Origin of the sequence: Pseudonocardia ammonioxydans (assembly GCF_900115005.1) — a bacterium.
Classification (GTDB): Bacteria; Actinomycetota; Actinomycetes; order Mycobacteriales; family Pseudonocardiaceae; genus Pseudonocardia; species Pseudonocardia ammonioxydans.
In genome coordinates, this window is the sequence record NZ_FOUY01000021.1 from 72,255 (window position 1) to 88,079 (window position 15,825).

A 15,825-nucleotide genomic window follows, 5' to 3' on the forward strand; every position below is an offset into this window, starting at 1 on the left:
CCTTGCTCTACCGTTCGTTTGGTAGAAAATACGCACGCCATCGCGCCGCCGACAAGACCCTGTGGAGCACCGATGCCCGGCTACGACCACAGCTCGATCACCGTGCGGGACCTGGACTCCTCGCTCGCCTACTACCGCGACGGGCTCGGCCTGGGCGTCACGCGGATCCGGGACGTCGCCGGCCGGACCGTCGCCGACCTGGCGCTGCCCGGCGGGCGGACCTGGCGGCTCGAGGAGCACCGGGACGTGCCGCGGTACCCGGCGTCCGCGCGGCCGTGCGACCCCGGCTTCGCGCACGTGTGCCTGTACGTCGACGACGCCGCCGCCGTCACCGCGCGGCTGCGGGCCGCCGGGTTCGGCACCCGCGGTGAGGTCGTCGGCATCACCAGCGGCCCGCACACCGGCGCCGAGGCGGCCTACACCGTCGACCCGGACGGGTTCGTCGTCGAGCTCTACCGGCCGGCCGGCGGCACCGGCGGCGGGCCGGGGACGGTGACCGGGTTCTTCCACCACGGGATCACGGTGACCGACCTCGACGCCGCGCTGGAGTTCTGGACGGCGCTCGGTGCCCGGCTGCGCGAGCGCGGTACCCGGTCCGGACGGTCGGTGGCCGCACTGGTCGGGCTGCTGCCGGAGTCCCTGGACACGGCGTTCCTGGACCTGCCGGGCGCGCCGTCGTCGATCGAGGTGTTCGCCTACCAGGGCATCGAGCGGCACCCGGCGATCGCGCGGGACGCGGACCCGGCGTCGTCGCGCCTGGTCCTGCGGACCACCGACCCGGCCGCGGTCGCCGCGGCGGTCCCGGGCGGGGGTCGTCCCGACCCCGGGCACGGCCCGGGCGCGCTGCGCGTGCACGACCCGGACGGCTACCCGGTCGTCCTGCGCCCGGACCGGTAGCGGCACTCGCGTTCAGTACCGCATCGTTCCCGCGAACGCGGGCAGCCGGTCCCCCAGCACCGCCTCGGCGGTGGTGATCCCGGCGCGGGCGGCCTTGTCGATGCCGATCCCGCGGGCCCGCACGGTGTCCCCGGTCAGCCACAGCCCCTCGACGCCGCGCACCCGGGTGTCCGGGCGGACCGGCCCGACCAGGCCCGGTTTGGTGATCACGCCGTAGTTGTTGACGACGTGCGGTTTCCACCAGAGCGCCCGGCGCGAGGCGGGCATCATCTCCTCGATGTCGGCGCGCAGCTCGGCGAACTTGCGGTCCAGCCAGGCCCGGTCGCCGTAGTGCTCGGTCGCGTCGAACGAGGCCCCCACGCAGGTCAGGTACTCACCCGGCGGTGAGACGTCCGCGTCGTAGCCGGTGAAGTTGAGAGTGAACCCGGGAAGCCCGCAGCGCGGGGTGGACAGGAACGAGGCCATCTCCCGCTCGCTCGCGGCGACCACCGGCTCCGGCGCCGCGATCCAGTAGCCGATCCAGCAGGCCCGGTTGCGGTTGCGGGCCAGCATCCGGACCCGCTCGGCGAACTCCCACGGCAGCGCGCCGTCGTCGAACAGCCGCAGCAGGTCCCACACCGGCGCCGACACCACGACCTGCGGCGCGTCGGCCTCCTCGCCGTCGCGCAGGCGCACCCCGCGGACCGCGCCGGCCTCCACCCGCACCCGGGAGACCGCGGCCGAGGTGCGCAGCTCGCCCCCCAGCGCGCGGAACCGGCCGGCCATCGCGTGCCAGAGCGCGTCCCAGCCGCCCATCGGCCAGAACGAGTACCCGGCGGTGCGCCGGCTCCCGTAGTGCAGCTTGCGGGTGTAGAGGTTCTCCGAGGCCGAGTGCTCGTGCGGCCGCAGGGTGATCTGCTCCAGGACCGAGATCGCCTCCCACACCGTGTAGACGCCCTCGTCGGAGGTGTGCTGCGCCATCCACTCGCGCAGCGAGGCGTGGTTCCAGTTCTCCAGCTCCTCGTAGGACGTCTCGGCCAGCGCGGTGATGCAGCGCTTGAGCGCCGCCTTCGACGTCCCGGCGTACTGCTCCTGGATCGGTGCCCAGCCCGAGCCGTTGGTCCAGAACGGCATCGAGTCGCTCTGCGGGGAGTGCACCAGCTCGTGCCCGATCTGCTCGCACACCCGGGTCAGCGAGTCCCCCGGGTCCTCGACCAGGTGACTGCCCAGGCCGATCCGATGTCCACGGTGGACGAACTCGCGGGCCCGCCCGCCCAGGTCCGCCCGGCGCTCCAGCAGCAGCACCCGCTTGCCCCGCTCGGCCAGCAGGCAGGCGGTCACCAGCCCGGAGACCCCCGCCCCGATCACGATCACGTCGTGCGTCACCGTCGCACTCCCCCGTCCCTGTCCCCGGTACTGTCACCGGACCGGTCCTCCGACTCCCCGGCCGCCGGCACGCCGGCCGGGCCGAGGGCGAGCAGGAGCAGCACCGCGGCCGTGGCGAAGGCGGCGAAGAACGCGAAGTTCCAGCCCACCCCCACGCCCGAGGCCAGCACCAGCCCGGCCACCACCGGCCCGGCGATCCCGCCGAGCCGGCTGAACCCGACCACCCAGCCGAGCCCGGTGGCGCGGATCCGGGCCGGGTAGGACGCCGCGACGAACCCGTTCACCAGGATCTGCGCGCCCATCGCGCCGAACCCGACGAGCGCCACCAGCAGGTAGAGCACGACGGCGGGCGGGGACAGCGCCATCAGCACCAGGCACACCGCACCGGTCGCGAACGCCGCGGGCACCACCCGCCGCGACCCCACCCGGTCGGCGAGCCGGGCGACCAGCAGGCTCCCGACGATGTTGCCGAGGTTGAGCACCAGCAGGAACGACAGCGCAGACCCGAGCGCGAACCCGGACGAGCGCATGATCTCCGGCAGCCAGGTGCCGACGCCGTAGGTCAGCAGCAGGCCGCAGAACCCGACCAGCGCGAACACGACCGACCGGCGCCGGTAGACGGGCCCGAACAGCTCGCGCACGGTCGACCGCAGCGACGGAGGCGCCGCGGGCCCGGCCGCCTCGGACCCTGCCGCACCCGACCCGGCCGCACTCGACCCGGCCGTCGGGGAGCCGGCCGTCGCGGAGCCTGCCGTCGCCGACTCCCGGCCGAGGACGTCGTCGGGGTCCAGCCCGTGCCGCAGCGCCAGCGCGCGGGCCTCGTCCCGGCGGCCGTGCGCGACCAGGAACGCCGGCGACTCCGGCAGGTAGGCCCAGGCCAGCGGGAGCAGCACGACCGCGGGCAGCGCCCCGATCAGGTACATGACCTCCCAGCCCAGCACCGGCAGCACCGGGATGGCGATCAGGGTCGCCACCACCCCGCCGGTGGAGTAACCGACGTGCACCACCGAGTTGTAGAGCTGGCGCCGCGCGGCCGGGGCGTACTCCGAGGTCAGCGCGATCGCGGTGGGCAGCATCCCGCCCAGCCCGATGCCGCAGAGCAGGCGCAGCAGCCCGAACACCTCCGGGTTCGGCGCCACCGCGCACAGCCCGGCCGAGACGCTGAACCACGCGGTCGTGGCCAACACGACCTTGCGGCGCCCGAACCGGTCGGTCAGCGCCCCCACCGCGAGCGCCCCGACCAGCATCCCGACCAGGGCGTAGCTGCCGATCGCCCCGGCCTGGGCGGTCGTCATCCCCCAGGACGGGTCGCGCAGCATGACCGGCAGCGTCGCGCCGAACACGACCAGGTCGTAGCCGTCGAGCACGATCGTCGCGAAGCACAGCGCGACGACGATCAGCCCTCCGGTGCCCCCGCGCGTCCCCGCGCCGCTCACGGCCCGGTCACCGTCGCCCCCTGGGCCTGCCGGAACACCAGCGGGTCGAAGTACTCGGTGAACGCCGCCAGCGCACCGCCCCGCACCGTGAACAGGCTGATGTAGTCGTTGCGGTAGGGCAGGCCCGTCGCGAGCATGGTCGAGTCGCTGCGGTAGGTCGCCAGGAACTCGCCGTCACCGGGCAGCGGCGTGATCTCGAGGTCGTGGAAGCCGAGCGGGGCGACCAGCGACGGGAACCCGCCGTAGAGCGCGACCACGGCCTCCTTGCCCGCGGTGTGCCGGGGCACCGGCTCCGGTGCGTACGGCAGCGCGACCTCGACGTCGTCGGTCACCAGTTCGGCGAAGGCGTCGAGATCGAGGCGGTTCATGATGTCGATGTAGGTCCGGACGACCTGCTCCCCGCTCACGCGTCGAACCCCTCCATCTGCGGTGTGGTCAGCGGCGAGATGGCCCGTCCGGAGATCTTCCAGTCGTCGCCGACCCGGCGGTAGGTGTCCCGGTTCAGCGCGATCGCCTTGATCGATGCGCCGGCCTTGGTGGTGCCCTCGGAGAACACGTAGTTCGTGCCGTGCGCGGTGTCCGGACCGTCGAACTCGACGATGTGGTTGGTCATGATGTGGAACTGCTCGGCCATCGCACCGGCGTCGGCGGTGAAGAATCCGAGGATCTCCTCGTGTCCCTCGAACCGCTTCAGCCCGACCGCGGTGGCGTCCCAGTAGGCGTCCTCGGTGTAGGCCGAGAGCGCCTCCTGCGGATCGGCCAGATCCAGGCCGCGGGCGTACAGCAGCGTGGCGTTGATGATCTTCTGGATGTCGGTGGCCCGGTCGGTCATGAATCGCTCCCGGTCTCCGGTCGGTTCAGTAGACGATCAGGCCGCGCAGGTTCGCGCCGGCCTGCATGTCGGCGAACGCCTGGTTGATGTCGTCGAGCGAGTACCGGCGGGTGATCAGCTCGTCGAGCTTGAGGTCACCGTTGCGGTACAGCTCGGCCATCAGCGGGATGTCGTTGCGCGAGTTGGTGGTCCCGTACAACGAGCCCTGCAGCCGCTTGCCGGACATGGCGAAGGTGAACAGGTCGAACTCCATGTCCCGCTGCATGACCGGGGCGGCCGAGGTGAGCACCATGACCCCGCCGCGCCGGGTCATCTCCTGGGCGGGCTGGAGCACGTCCCCGGTCGCGACACCCACGGTGATGATCACGCGGTCGGCGCCCTGGCCGTTCGTGAGCTGCTCGACGATCGGCGCGGCGTCCTCGTAGGACCCGACCGCGTGCGTGGCGCCGAACTCCTGGGCCTGCTCCTGCTTGAACCCGACCGGGTCGATCGCGATGATGTTGCGCGCACCCTTGTGGACCGCGCCCTGCACCGCGTTGATCCCCACGCCCCCGATGCCGACGACCACGACGGTGTCCCCGAGCTGCATGTCGGCCGCGTAGACCGAGGAGCCCCACCCGGTGGGCACGCCGCAGCCGATCAGCGCCGCCTTGTCCAGCGGGATGTCCTGGGGGATCTTCACCGCGGCGTCCACCGGCACCGTCGCGTACGGCGCGAAGGTACCCAGGTAGGACATACAGCCCACGCCCTTGCCGCGGGCGTGCACCCGGTGCGTCCCGTCCGGTGCGGTGCCGCCCAGCACCCCGTTGCCGAGGTCGCACATGTTGGAGCGGCCGGAGACGCACATCCGGCAGCGCCCGCAGGACGGCAGGAACGACAGCACGACGTGGTCGCCGACCTCGAGGTCGTGGATCTCGTCGCCGACCTCGGTCACCACCCCGGCGCCCTCGTGGCCGCCGAGCACCGGCGACCACGGCAGCGGGATCACCCCGTCGTCGAGGTGCTGGTCGGAGTGGCACACCCCGGACGCCGCCAGCTCGACGGTGATCTCCCGTCGTTTCGGCGGGTCGACCTCGATCTCCTCCACGGTCCAGCCGGAATTCGTGCCGGGCTCCCACAGCAGTGCGCCCCTGGTCTTCATGCGAGCTCCTCGAGTTCGGCGGTGATCCGCTCCCGTAGCGGACCTTTCTGGATCTTGGTGGCCGACATCGGCCAGTCGGTGACGAAGCGGACGTGGCGGGGGACCTTGAACCCGGCCAGCGCGGCCGCACAGTGTTCCCGCAGCTCGTCGGCGGTGGCACCGGCGCCGTCGCGCAGCTCGACGAACGCGGCGGGGACCTCGGTGTAGCGCGGGTCGGGTGCCGCGACGACCGCGGCCGTGTGCACCGCGGGATGCGTGGCGAGCACCGCCTCGACCTCGAGCGCGGCCACGTTCTCCCCGCCGACCTTGACCATGTCCTTGAGCCGGCCGCGGTAGTGCACCCGCCCGTCGGGCCCGACCAGGCCGAGGTCGCCGCTGTGGAACCAGTCGTGCGGCCCGTGCCGGGCACCGCCGTGGTACCCGGTGAACGTGCCGGTGCCGCGGACCAGCAGCTCACCGGTCGTCCCCGCGGGCAACGGGGTGCCGGTGTCCGGGTCGGCGGCGACCACCTCGATGCCGGGCAACGGCAGCCCGTTCGTGCCGAGCCGGAGGTCCTCGGGGTCGTCGGGCAGCGTGGTCACCGCGATCCCGGCCATCTCGGTGCTGCCGTAGGAGGTGAGCTGCACCGTGCCGGGCAGCCGGGCCTGCACCGCGCGCAGCGTCTCGGGCGGGCCGACGTTGAGCATCAGCCGTACCCCGGCGAAGTCCCGGTCGACGTCGGGGTGCGCGAGCAGCGCGTCCATCACCGTCGGGAAACAGGTGAACGCGACGGTGACGCCCTCGTCGCGGATCCGGGCCAGTGCCCGCCCGGCGTCGAACCGGCGCTCGGTGACGAACGTGCCACCGGCGTCCAGGATCGCCAGCAGCGGGTTGACGAAGCTGAGGTGGAACAGCGGGAGCACGTCCCACAGCACGTCCGCGGCCGTGCACCGGAACCGCTCGCGGCCGACCGCCTGCGCGGCGCGGACCAGTGTCCGGTGGGTCAGCCCGCAGCCGCGCGGGTGCGCGGTCGTGCCCGAGGTGTAGACGAGCAGCGCGAGGTCGTCGGGCCCGGCGGCGCGCTCCGGTGCACGCGGGCCGGGCTCGTCGCCGATCCGGTGCTCGGTCGCATGATCAGCGCCTCGGTGCGGATCGGTGCCGGATACGGCATCGATCCGCACCGAGTCCGCGATCACCGAGTCACCGATCGCCGAGTCACCGATCGCCGGCTGCTCGACCGGTTCCGGGCCGACCCGGACGATCCGGCGCAGCCCCGGCGGCGCACCGGTTCCACCCGAGTCCAGCGCCGCCCGCAGCAGCGTGGCGTGCTCCGGCTCCTCGGTGGTCACCACGACGGTGTCGGCACCGGAGTCGGCGAGCAGGTGGCGGACCTCGGGCGCACCGAACCGGGTGTTCACCGGCACGGCGACGGCGCCGAGCAGCCCGCACGCGAACAGCAGCTCGATCCCGGTCAGCGTGTTGCCCGCCAGCAGCGCGACCCGCCCGCCGGGCGGCACGCCGAGGTCGGCGAGCCGGGCCGCCAGTGCCTCGGCGCCGGCGAGCACGCCCACCCACGAGGACCGCTGCTCCCCCGCGACGACACCGGCGCCCGGGTGCGCGGCGGCCGTGGTCCGCAGCATCCCGGGCAGGGTCGCGGTCGCGTCCCGGTCCCCGGCCGTGGACGACCGGCCCGGGGCCGCGGGACCGGCCGACGGCTCGGGCCCCAGGTCCAGCGGTGTCGGGTCCAGCGGCGTCGGGTCCGGGGTCATGCCCGCACCCCGGCCGCATGACGGCCGGCCCGGTAGCCGAACACCATCGCCGGACCGAGCGTGCCGCCCGCGCCGCCGTAGACCATGCCGGTGGTCCCGGCCATCGCGTTGCCCGCCGCGTACAGCCCCGCCATCGGCGCCCCCGACACGTGCAGCACCTGACCGTCCACGGTGGTCCGCGGGCCGCCCTTCGTGCCGAGGCAGCCGGAATGCACCGGCACCGCGTGGAAGGGCGGTTCGGTCAGCGGCCCGAGCGTCGCGGCCGGGCCCGGGTACTGGTCCTGGTCGCCGTTCCAGCCGTCGTAGGCACTCGTGCCGCGCCCGAAGTCCGGGTCGGTCCCCTCGACGGCGCCGGCGTTGAACCGCTCGACGGTGCGGGCCAGCTCCCCGTCGGGCAGGCCGAGCTCCCGGCCGAGCCCGTCGAGGGTCTCCGCGGTGGTGAACCAGTCCGGGGCCAGCGCGCCGGGCGGCAGCGACAGGAAGCCGTAGCGGCGCAGGTGCGCCGAGTCGAGGACCAGCCAGCACGGCAGGTTGGCGTAGCGGAACGCCCCCGGATCGAACTGGTGGAACGCACCCCCCAGCGCGTTGTAGTTGGCCGCCTCGTTGGTGAACCGGCGTCCGGTCGCGTTGACCAGGATCGAACCGGGACGGGTGCGTTCGGCCAGCACCAGCTGCGCGCGTTGCCTGCCGAACGCGGTGTCGCCGGGGATCTCCACGGTCGGCACCCACCAGGCCTCGCGCATCGTGCCCAGCGCCGACCCGGCGGCCATCGCCATCCGCAGGCCGTCACCGGTGTTCGTCGGGACCGACGCCGGGCTGGTCATCGGCCCGCGCAGGTGCGCCGCGACCAGCTCCGGGTCCCACTCGAAGCCTCCGGTCGCCAGCACGACGGCGTCCGCACCGATCTCGGTCCCGTCGGCGGTCCGTACCCCGGCGACCGCGCCGTCGCGCAGCACCAGATCGGTGGCCGCGGTCCCGGTCCGCGGGGTGATCCCACGTTCGAGCAGCGCGGCGAGCAGGCCGCCGACCAGGGCGTGGCCGCAGCCGCGCCAGTCCTCGGCCTTGCGCCGGGCCCGGTCCGGGGTGCCCGGCGCGACCTCGCCGCGACCGCCGCCGAGCGGGGCCTCGGTCAGCGTCAGCCGCGGCACGCGCTCGGCGGGCACGATCCGCTCCGCCCACTCCCCCAGCGCGCCCACCCGGAACAGGTCCGGGTCCAGCGAGCGGCCGCCCTTCGGCTTCCCGCCCGGGTGCTCCGGGTGGTAGTCCGGCAGGCCGGGGACGACGTGGAACCGCACCGGCGTGGTCCGCTGCACCCACTCGAGGAACTCCGGTCCGGTGTCGACGAACGTCTCCGCCGTCGCCGGGTCGATCAGGCCGTGCGAGAGCGAGCCGAGGTAGGAGAGCGCGTCGTCCCGCCCTCCCTCGACCGCCGGCAGCCAGGTGGTGCCGCCGGACAGCGCCGTCGTCCCACCGACCTTCTCGCCCTTCTCCAGGACCGTGACCTCGGCCCCGGCGTCGGCCGCGGCGACGGCGGCAACCAGACCGGCGCCGCCGGTGCCGAGCACGCACACCCGGGGAGCGCCCGCCCGGGGAGCACTGCCGGCCCGGGTCATACCGACCGTTCCCGGTCGGCCCAGTAACCGTCCCGCAGCGCCCGCTTGAGGATCTTGCCGGTGGGTGCCTTGGGCAGCGAGTCGACGAACTCGACCGACCGCGGCTTCTGGTAAGAGGCCAGGTGCTGCTTCGCGGTCCCGACGATGTCGTCGGCGGTCGCCGTCGTGTCCGGCTTGAGCACGACGAACGCCTTCACCGCCTCGCCCCACTCGTCGTCCGGCACGCCGATCACGGCGCACTCCAGGACCGCGGGATGCTGGTTGACCGCCTCCTCGACCTGGATCGAGTAGATGTTCTCCCCTCCCGAAATGATCATGTCCTTGGCCCGGTCGACGATGAACACGTAGGAGTCGGCGTCCCAGGTGGCGACGTCACCGGTCCACATCCAGCCGTCCCGCAGGGTCGCCGCGGTCAGGTCCGGCCGGTTGAGATAGCCGAGCATGTTGGCCTCGGAGCGGACGACGATCTCCCCGGCCGTCCGGCCGTCGCGGGGCACCTCGTTGCCGTCCGGGTCGACGATCCGGATGTTGGTCACGAATCCCTCGCGCCCGCAGGACATCAACCGTTCGGGGTGGATGCCGCGCACCGCGTCGGCGTGGTCCTCCTGGGACAGGAAGCACATCGTGGTGCCCTCGGTCTGCCCGTACCCCTGGATCAGCGTGCACGGGAAGTGGTCCAGGGCCGCCTTCACCACCGACGACGGCATCGGCCCACCGCCGTACTGGATGTTGCGCAGCGAGGAGATGTCGAAGTTGCCGAAGCCGGGCTCGGCCATCATCCAGTTGAGCATCGTGGTGATGCCGAGGAACGCCGACACCCGCTCGGCCTCGATCAGCTCCAGCGCGGTGCGGGCGGAGAAGTTCATCAGCACCAGCGGGCAGCCGTGGCGCATGTAGTTCATCGAGAGCACGACCGGGATGTGGTACATCTGCCCGGTCAGCATGTAGACGTCGGTCGGCACGATCCGCTCGGCCACGGTCTGGTTGAGCATCCCGAACGACGTCGAGGTGTGGCTGTGCAGCGCGCCCTTCGACTCGCCGGTGGTGCCGCCGGTGTAGAGGATGAAGAACGGGTCGGCGTCGCCCACGTGTGCCGACCGCTCGGGCTCGTCGTCGCTGCTGCGCGCGATCAGGTCCTCGAGGCTGCCGTCGCTCGCGTCGCCGTAGGACAGCCGGTTCTTCACGTCCACCTCGGACTGCAGCGCGTCCGCCGTCTCCGACCACTCGTCGGAGACGATCAGCGCCGAGGGCGCGGCGTCGGCCACGATCCGGGACAGCTCCGCGGTCCCGAGGCGCCAGTTCAGCGGTTGCGCGACCAGCCCGGCGCGGCCCGCGGCGTAGTACAGCTCCTGGTACTCCGTCGAGTTGCGGGACAGGATCGCGACCCGGTCCCCCTGGGCCAGGCCGAGCCCGCCGTCACCGGTGCCGGCCAGGCCGTTGGCCAGCCGGCGGACCCGCTCGTCGAGGGTCCGCCAGTCGGTCCGGCGGCCGTTGGTGGCGTCGACGACGGCGTCGGCACGGGGGGTCAGCGCGGCCCACTTGGCGGGAATCCGTCCGATGTTGACCATCCGCGGCCCCCGCTCAGTACGGCAGGTCGAGGTAGATGTGGCGGCGCGCGATCTGCCAGCCGCCGGGCCCGCGGCGCAGCTCGTCGCGGTACCAGCCCGAGGAGAGCGTCCGGAGCTCGCCCTTCTCGACCGAGAGCAGGGTGAGGTTCGTGGTCGTCTCCGCGGCGTCCGCGCTCTCCGTGACGATCACCAGGTTGCTCAGGTTGTGCCGGCGCTGGTCGGTCTGCCCGGCCAGCGAGTCGGCGTGCATCGTGCGGATCGCGGCGCGGCCCTCGAACGGTCCGATCGTGTCGCCGTCCCGTCCGATCTGCAGCGTCATCACCGCGTCCTCGGTGAACTGGGCCGCGATGAGGTCGACGTCGTCCTCGTCGTACCCCCAGGCCGCACGGCCCAGTACGTTCTCGATCTCGGCACGGGCACTCATCGGGTTCCTCCGGTCGGGGTGAAGGTGAGCCGCAGCTCGGACGGGGCACGGGTGAAGACCCCGTGCTCGGGGGGTGGGACACCGTCGGCGAACGCGATGTCCTCCATCGCGTCCAGCAGGTCGGCGATCCCGGTCTCCAGCTCGGTGCGGGCGAGCAGGGCACCCACGCAGAAGTGCCTGCCCAGGCAGAAGGACGTGTGGTTGGCGCCCGCGGTGTAGGCACGTCCCTGGTCGAGGTCGTCGCGGTGCAGGTCGAACTCGTCGGGCCGGGCGAACCGCCCGGGATCCCGGTTCGCGGCACCGATCAGGCAGGTCACGGTCCGGCCCGCCTCGATGACGCCACCGGAGAGCTCGACGTCCTCCGACGGCTGGCGCATGATCATGTGCACCGGCGGGGTCAGCCGCAGGGCCTCGGCGAACGCCGCCGGGATCAACGACCGGTCCGCGCGGACCGCGGCCAGCTGGTCGGGATGCGCGACCAGGTTGGACATCAGGCTCGCGATGGCCTTGTCCGTGGTCTCGCCGCCTGCGGTGAGCAGCAGGCTGCAGAACGCCTTGATCTCGTGATCGGTCATCCGGTGGCCGTCGATCTCCGCGGTGCACAGCACCGACAACAGGTCGTCGCCGGGATCCGCGCGCCGCGCGGCGATGATCGGGATCAGGTACTCGGCGAACTCGTCGCGGGTGCGTATGCCGTCCGCGGCCACCTGCTCGTCACCGGAGAGGTTCGACAGGAACCCCATGATCGAGGTGTACCAGCGGTGGAAGTGCTCGTGATCGGACTTCGGCAGCCCCAGCATGTCGACGATGACGTTGATCGGGAAGCGGGTCGCGTACTGCCCGACCAGCTCGACCTCGCCGTCGCCGGCGAACGCCGCGACCAGCTCGGCCGAGTTGCGCCGGATCACCGGCACGAACCGCTCGGCCAGCTCCCGCCCGCGGAACGCCGGGGCGACCAGGTTGCGGTGGGTGGAGTGCTCCCGGCCGTCCATCTGCAGGATCGTGCGGCCGTGGACCGGTTCCAGCTGCCAGTCGTAGTTGCGGCTGGTGAACACCGGGTCCTTGAACGCGCGCTCGACGTCGGCGTAGCGGCTGATCACGTAGCTCTGCGTGGCCTCGTGCCAGATCAGCGGGTGCTCCTCGCGCATGATCCGGTAGGCGGAGTACGGGTCGTCGGCGAACTCCGCCGAGAGGATGTCGGGCGCGCTCGGGGCAGCGGGTGCGGACACGGGGCACCTCCGGGACTGTCGGTCCACGTCGACCGTGACCGGCCGGCACCCACGGCGCCTACCGGTCGTTTGGTAGCGGCGACGCTAACAGCACCCGCCGGTGACGCACAACACTGCCGTGCGCACCGTGGAGGCGTTCCTGCGTTCGGTCCCGGGCACTGCCGCCCGGGCGGCCGGGCCGCTACCGGCCCGCGGCCCGCCGGGCCCTCACTCCTCGGGGACGCGGCTCGCACCGCCGCCGTCCGGGCCCTCGGGGTTGCGGGCCGCCAGCACCTGCCCGATGAACAGGTCGTAGACCACGATCCCGATCACACCGCCGATCAGCGGCCCGACGATCGGGACCCACCAGTAGGTGCCGAAGTAGTCACCGCTGCCGGGGAAGGCCAGCCGCCCCCAGCCCTCGATCCAGGTCCACAGCCGCGGGCCGAGGTCGCGGGCCGGGTTGATCGCGTAGCCGGCGTTCGTCCCGAAGGTCAGCCCGATCGCGACCACGACGAGCCCGATGAGGAACGCGCCGGTGTTGGCCCCCGGAGCCTGGTTGCGCTTGTCGATCAGCGCGGCGATGAGCGCGAGCAGGATGGCGGTGCCGACGATCTGGTCGAGCAACGGACCCCACAGGCCCCCGTTGAAGTACGGCGCCGGGTACGTCGCGAAGATCGCGAACGTGGACAGCGAACCGCTCCGGTCGGCGATCTGCTCGCTCGCGTTGAAGGCGTCGATGGCGGGCGCGTACACCGCGTAGACGAGCGCGGCCGCGAGGAACGCCCCGACCAGCTGGGCCAGCCAGTACAGCGGCACCTTGGCCCAGGAGAAGCCACGGCGCACCGCGAAGGCCAGGGTGACGGCCGGGTTGATGTGGGCGCCGCTGACCCCGCCGGCGACGTAGACGCCGAACACGACGGCCAGGCCCCACCCCCAGGCGATGATCAGCCAGTTCGCCGCACCGAACGGGTCGGTCTGGCGCTCCGAGCCGGGTAGCCCGGCGACGGCCACCGCGACCGAGCCGCACCCGATCAGGATCAGGACGAACGTCCCGAGAAACTCCGCCAGCAGCTCGCCCCCGGTTCCCGCGCGCCACCGCTGCACGGCCGGACTCCCCGTCGTCATGAGACGAGCATCACACCGCAGCCACCCGCCGTCCAGAGCCCGGCGGTCGGCGGCCGGGCGCCGGTCACCCCGACCGCGCCCAGCCGATGCTGCGCTCCACCGCCCGCCGCCAGTTCACGTGCTCACGCTCGCGCAGGCCCGGTTCCATCACCGGTTCCCAGGCCGCGGCCCGGTGCCAGTTGCGGCGCAACACGTCCGGGTCCGGCCAGTACCCGACGGCGAGGCCGGCCGCGTAGGCGGCGCCCAGCGAGACCGCCTCGGACCCGAGTGGACGCTCGACGGTCAGGTCGAGCACGTCGGCGACGCACTGCATGAGCAGGTGGTTCGCGGTCATCCCACCGTCCACCTTCAACCGGGTGACACCGACCCCCGAGTCGCGGTTCATCGCGTCCAGCACCTCGCGGGTCTGCCAGGCCGTCGCCTCCAGCACCGCGCGGGCGAGATGTCCACGATGGATGTAGGACGTCAGCCCGACGATCACCCCGCGGGCGTCCGGGTTCCACCGCGGAGCGTAGAGCCCGGAGAACGCCGGCACGACGTAGCAGCCGCCGTTGTCCGGCACCGACATCGCGAGCGTCTCGATCCGGGCGGCCGTCGAGATCATCCCGAGCGCGTCGCGGAACCACTGCACCAGCGAGCCGGTCATCGCGATCGAGCCCTCGAGCGCGTACACCGGCCGGTCGCCGAGCAGGTAGCCGACGGTGGGGATCAGCCCGGCGGCCGACGAGGCGATCCGTGGCCCGGTGTTCTTGAGCAGGAACGCCCCGGTGCCGTAGGTGCACTTGGCCTCGCCCGGGGCGAAGCAGGTCTGCCCGACGAGCGCGGCCTGCTGGTCGCCGAGCGCACCCGCCACCGGGACGCCCGGCAACAGCCCGGTGCAGGTGCCGTAGACCTGCGCGTTGGGCACGATCCGCGGCAGCATCCGCGGCGGCACGCGCAGCGCCGCGCACAGCTGCGGCGACCACTCCAGCGTCCGCAGGTCCATCAGCATCGTCCGGCTGGCGTTGGTGACGTCGGTGACGTGCACGCCGCCGTCCGGGCCACCGGTCAGGTTCCAGATCAGCCAGCTCTCCATGGTCCCGAACAGCACGTCACCGCGCTCGGCGCCGTCCCGGGCGCCGGGGACGTGGTCGAGCAGCCACTGCAGCCGCGGCCCGGCGAAGTAGGTGGCCGGGCCGAGCCCGGACACCTCGGCGTAGAGCCCGGCGGTGTCGGCCAGGCCGGACACGATCCCGTCGGTGCGGGTGTCCTGCCAGGTGATCGCCCGGGCCAGCGGGACACCGGTGTGCCGGTTCCACACGACCGTCGTCTCGCGCTGGTTGGCGATCCCCAGCGCGGCGACGTTCTCCGGGCCGAGCCCGGCCCGGCGCAGCGCGGCGGGCACCACGCGGGTCACCGCCCGCCAGATCTCGGTCGCGTCGTGCTCGGCCCGTCCCGGCGCCGGGAAGTGCTGGCGGTGCTCGCGCTGGGCCACCGCGACCATCCGCCCGGAGCGGGTGAACAGCAGGCAGCGGGTCGAGGTGGTGCCCTGGTCGATCGCCGCGACCACCCGCTCGGAGGCCGGGACCGCGGTACTCATGACTCCTCCGCGGGACCGAGTGCGTCGTCTCGGCTCATGACTCCTCCGCGGGACAGAGTGCGTCGTCTCCGCTCATGACTCCTCCGCGGGACCGAGTGCGTCGTCGTGGCTCACACCAGTCCCTCCAGCCCGGCGGCGATCTCGCCCGCCGCCGTGTACAGCTCCTGCACCGGGTCCGGCCGGGCCCGGCCGTCCGGGGTGAACAGCTCCTCGGCGGGTGCGCCGACCCCGAGCGCGGCCACGGTGAGCCCACCGCCGCTGCGCACCGGCACCGCCAGCCCGCCCTCGCCCGGCTCCCAGCCACCGGGGTCGGCCGCCCAGCCCCGGCGGCGGGTCGACTCCAGCGTCCGGGCCAGCTCCACCGGGTCGGTCACGGTGCGGCGCGTGTAGCGCTCCAGCGGGTCCGCGGCGCGCACCGACGCCGGGGCGAACGCCAGCAGACAGGTCCCCCACGCGGTCGCGTGCAGCGGCTGGACGGTGTTGGTGCGCAGCTGCTGCGGGCTCCCGTCGGGCCGGAACACGTGGTGCACCACGTCCACCCCGCGCCCGTCGGCGGCGGGTACCCCCAGGTAGACCGCACACCCGGTGCCGGCGGCGAGCGCATCGGCCCAGTTCATCGCCCGTGCGCGCAGGTCGTGGCGGTCCCACGGCGTGCCGAGCCGGCCGAGGTCGTCGCCGAGCAGGTAGCGCCCGGACGCGGCGTCCTGCGCGACCAGCCCCTCCTCGCGCAGCGTGCGCAGCAGCCCGTGCGCGGTCGGGCGGGGCAGGTCCAGCGCAGCGGCCAGCTCGGCCAGGGCCAGCGGCCGTCCGGCACCGCCGAGCAGCCGCAGCAGGGCCGCCGCGCGGGCCACCGACTGTATGTGCCGCACCACGACCCGGATCCTAG

General features: G+C 73.2%; 14 protein-coding genes. 1 reads left to right on the forward strand and 13 read right to left on the reverse strand.

All coding sequences use genetic code 11. The features are described from left to right. Window positions 1-72: 72 nt before the first annotated feature. On the forward strand, window positions 73-897 hold the full coding sequence (locus tag BM093_RS20060; protein WP_093346759.1) for a VOC family protein: 825 nt from the start codon (window positions 73-75) through the stop codon (window positions 895-897). A 12-nt stretch (window positions 898-909) separates the two neighbouring features. Here the strand turns inward: BM093_RS20060 and BM093_RS20065 are convergent, their stop codons facing one another. The 13 genes from BM093_RS20065 to BM093_RS20125 form a co-directional block, all read right to left on the reverse strand. Further along, the gene (locus BM093_RS20065) at window positions 910-2,262 is read right to left on the reverse strand and encodes a phytoene desaturase family protein (protein ID WP_093346764.1); all 1,353 of its coding nucleotides are present in this window, start codon (window positions 2,260-2,262) and stop codon (window positions 910-912) included. Beyond that, complete coding sequence (locus BM093_RS20070) at window positions 2,259-3,698, reverse strand: MFS transporter (RefSeq protein WP_093346767.1); 1,440 nt, start codon at window positions 3,696-3,698, stop codon at window positions 2,259-2,261. The genes BM093_RS20065 and BM093_RS20070 overlap by 4 nt, the downstream gene beginning before the upstream one ends. After that, complete coding sequence (locus tag BM093_RS20075; RefSeq protein ID WP_093346771.1) at window positions 3,695-4,105, reverse strand: nuclear transport factor 2 family protein; 411 nt, start codon at window positions 4,103-4,105, stop codon at window positions 3,695-3,697. Before BM093_RS20075 ends, BM093_RS20070 begins: the two co-directional genes overlap by 4 nt. Beyond that, complete coding sequence (locus tag BM093_RS20080) at window positions 4,102-4,530, reverse strand: nuclear transport factor 2 family protein (protein ID WP_093346776.1); 429 nt, start codon at window positions 4,528-4,530, stop codon at window positions 4,102-4,104. The genes BM093_RS20075 and BM093_RS20080 overlap by 4 nt, the downstream gene beginning before the upstream one ends. Window positions 4,531-4,555: 25 nt before the next feature. Further along, complete coding sequence (locus tag BM093_RS20085) at window positions 4,556-5,671, reverse strand: NDMA-dependent alcohol dehydrogenase (RefSeq protein WP_093346781.1); 1,116 nt, start codon at window positions 5,669-5,671, stop codon at window positions 4,556-4,558. Further along, the gene (locus tag BM093_RS20090; protein WP_093346786.1) at window positions 5,668-7,419 is read right to left on the reverse strand and encodes a class I adenylate-forming enzyme family protein; all 1,752 of its coding nucleotides are present in this window, start codon (window positions 7,417-7,419) and stop codon (window positions 5,668-5,670) included. Before BM093_RS20090 ends, BM093_RS20085 begins: the two co-directional genes overlap by 4 nt. After that, entirely contained in the window at window positions 7,416-9,032 is a 1,617-nt protein-coding gene (locus BM093_RS20095; RefSeq protein ID WP_093346790.1) for an FAD-dependent oxidoreductase, read from the reverse strand. The genes BM093_RS20090 and BM093_RS20095 overlap by 4 nt, the downstream gene beginning before the upstream one ends. Further along, window positions 9,029-10,600 carry an AMP-binding protein gene (locus BM093_RS20100; protein WP_093346794.1) on the reverse strand — a complete coding sequence of 524 codons (1,572 nt, stop codon included), beginning with the start codon at window positions 10,598-10,600 and terminating at the stop codon, window positions 9,029-9,031. Before BM093_RS20100 ends, BM093_RS20095 begins: the two co-directional genes overlap by 4 nt. A 13-nt stretch (window positions 10,601-10,613) precedes the next feature. Continuing rightward, window positions 10,614-11,024, reverse strand: coding sequence for a nuclear transport factor 2 family protein (locus BM093_RS20105; RefSeq protein ID WP_093346797.1), 411 nt, complete (start codon window positions 11,022-11,024; stop codon window positions 10,614-10,616). Next, entirely contained in the window at window positions 11,021-12,253 is a 1,233-nt protein-coding gene (locus BM093_RS20110; protein WP_245773654.1) for a cytochrome P450, read from the reverse strand. Before BM093_RS20110 ends, BM093_RS20105 begins: the two co-directional genes overlap by 4 nt. Before the next feature lie 207 nt (window positions 12,254-12,460). After that, window positions 12,461-13,360 (reverse strand): MIP/aquaporin family protein, encoded by a 900-nt coding sequence (locus BM093_RS20115; RefSeq protein WP_093346800.1) that lies wholly within the window; start codon window positions 13,358-13,360, stop codon window positions 12,461-12,463. Between the two features lie 64 nt (window positions 13,361-13,424). Then, the gene (gene glpK / locus BM093_RS20120; protein ID WP_093346804.1) at window positions 13,425-14,939 is read right to left on the reverse strand and encodes a glycerol kinase GlpK; all 1,515 of its coding nucleotides are present in this window, start codon (window positions 14,937-14,939) and stop codon (window positions 13,425-13,427) included. Window positions 14,940-15,049: 110 nt separating this feature from the next. After that, window positions 15,050-15,811, reverse strand: coding sequence for an IclR family transcriptional regulator (locus tag BM093_RS20125; RefSeq protein WP_218162847.1), 762 nt, complete (start codon window positions 15,809-15,811; stop codon window positions 15,050-15,052). Between the last annotated feature and the right edge of the window lie 14 nt (window positions 15,812-15,825).

Coding starts and splice junctions, on each gene's coding strand:
- BM093_RS20080 (WP_093346776.1), bottom strand. CDS start 4,530: ATGACCGACCGGGCCACCGACATCCAGAAGATCATCAACGCCACGCTG.
- BM093_RS20085 (WP_093346781.1), bottom strand. CDS start 5,671: ATGAAGACCAGGGGCGCACTGCTGTGGGAGCCCGGCACGAATTCCGGC.
- BM093_RS20095 (WP_093346790.1), bottom strand. CDS start 9,032: ATGACCCGGGCCGGCAGTGCTCCCCGGGCGGGCGCTCCCCGGGTGTGC.
- BM093_RS20105 (WP_093346797.1), bottom strand. CDS start 11,024: ATGAGTGCCCGTGCCGAGATCGAGAACGTACTGGGCCGTGCGGCCTGG.
- BM093_RS20100 (WP_093346794.1), bottom strand. CDS start 10,600: ATGGTCAACATCGGACGGATTCCCGCCAAGTGGGCCGCGCTGACCCCC.
- BM093_RS20090 (WP_093346786.1), bottom strand. CDS start 7,419: ATGACCCCGGACCCGACGCCGCTGGACCCGACACCGCTGGACCTGGGG.
- BM093_RS20115 (WP_093346800.1), bottom strand. CDS start 13,360: ATGACGACGGGGAGTCCGGCCGTGCAGCGGTGGCGCGCGGGAACCGGG.
- glpK (WP_093346804.1), bottom strand. CDS start 14,939: ATGAGTACCGCGGTCCCGGCCTCCGAGCGGGTGGTCGCGGCGATCGAC.
- BM093_RS20060 (WP_093346759.1), top strand. CDS start 73: ATGCCCGGCTACGACCACAGCTCGATCACCGTGCGGGACCTGGACTCC.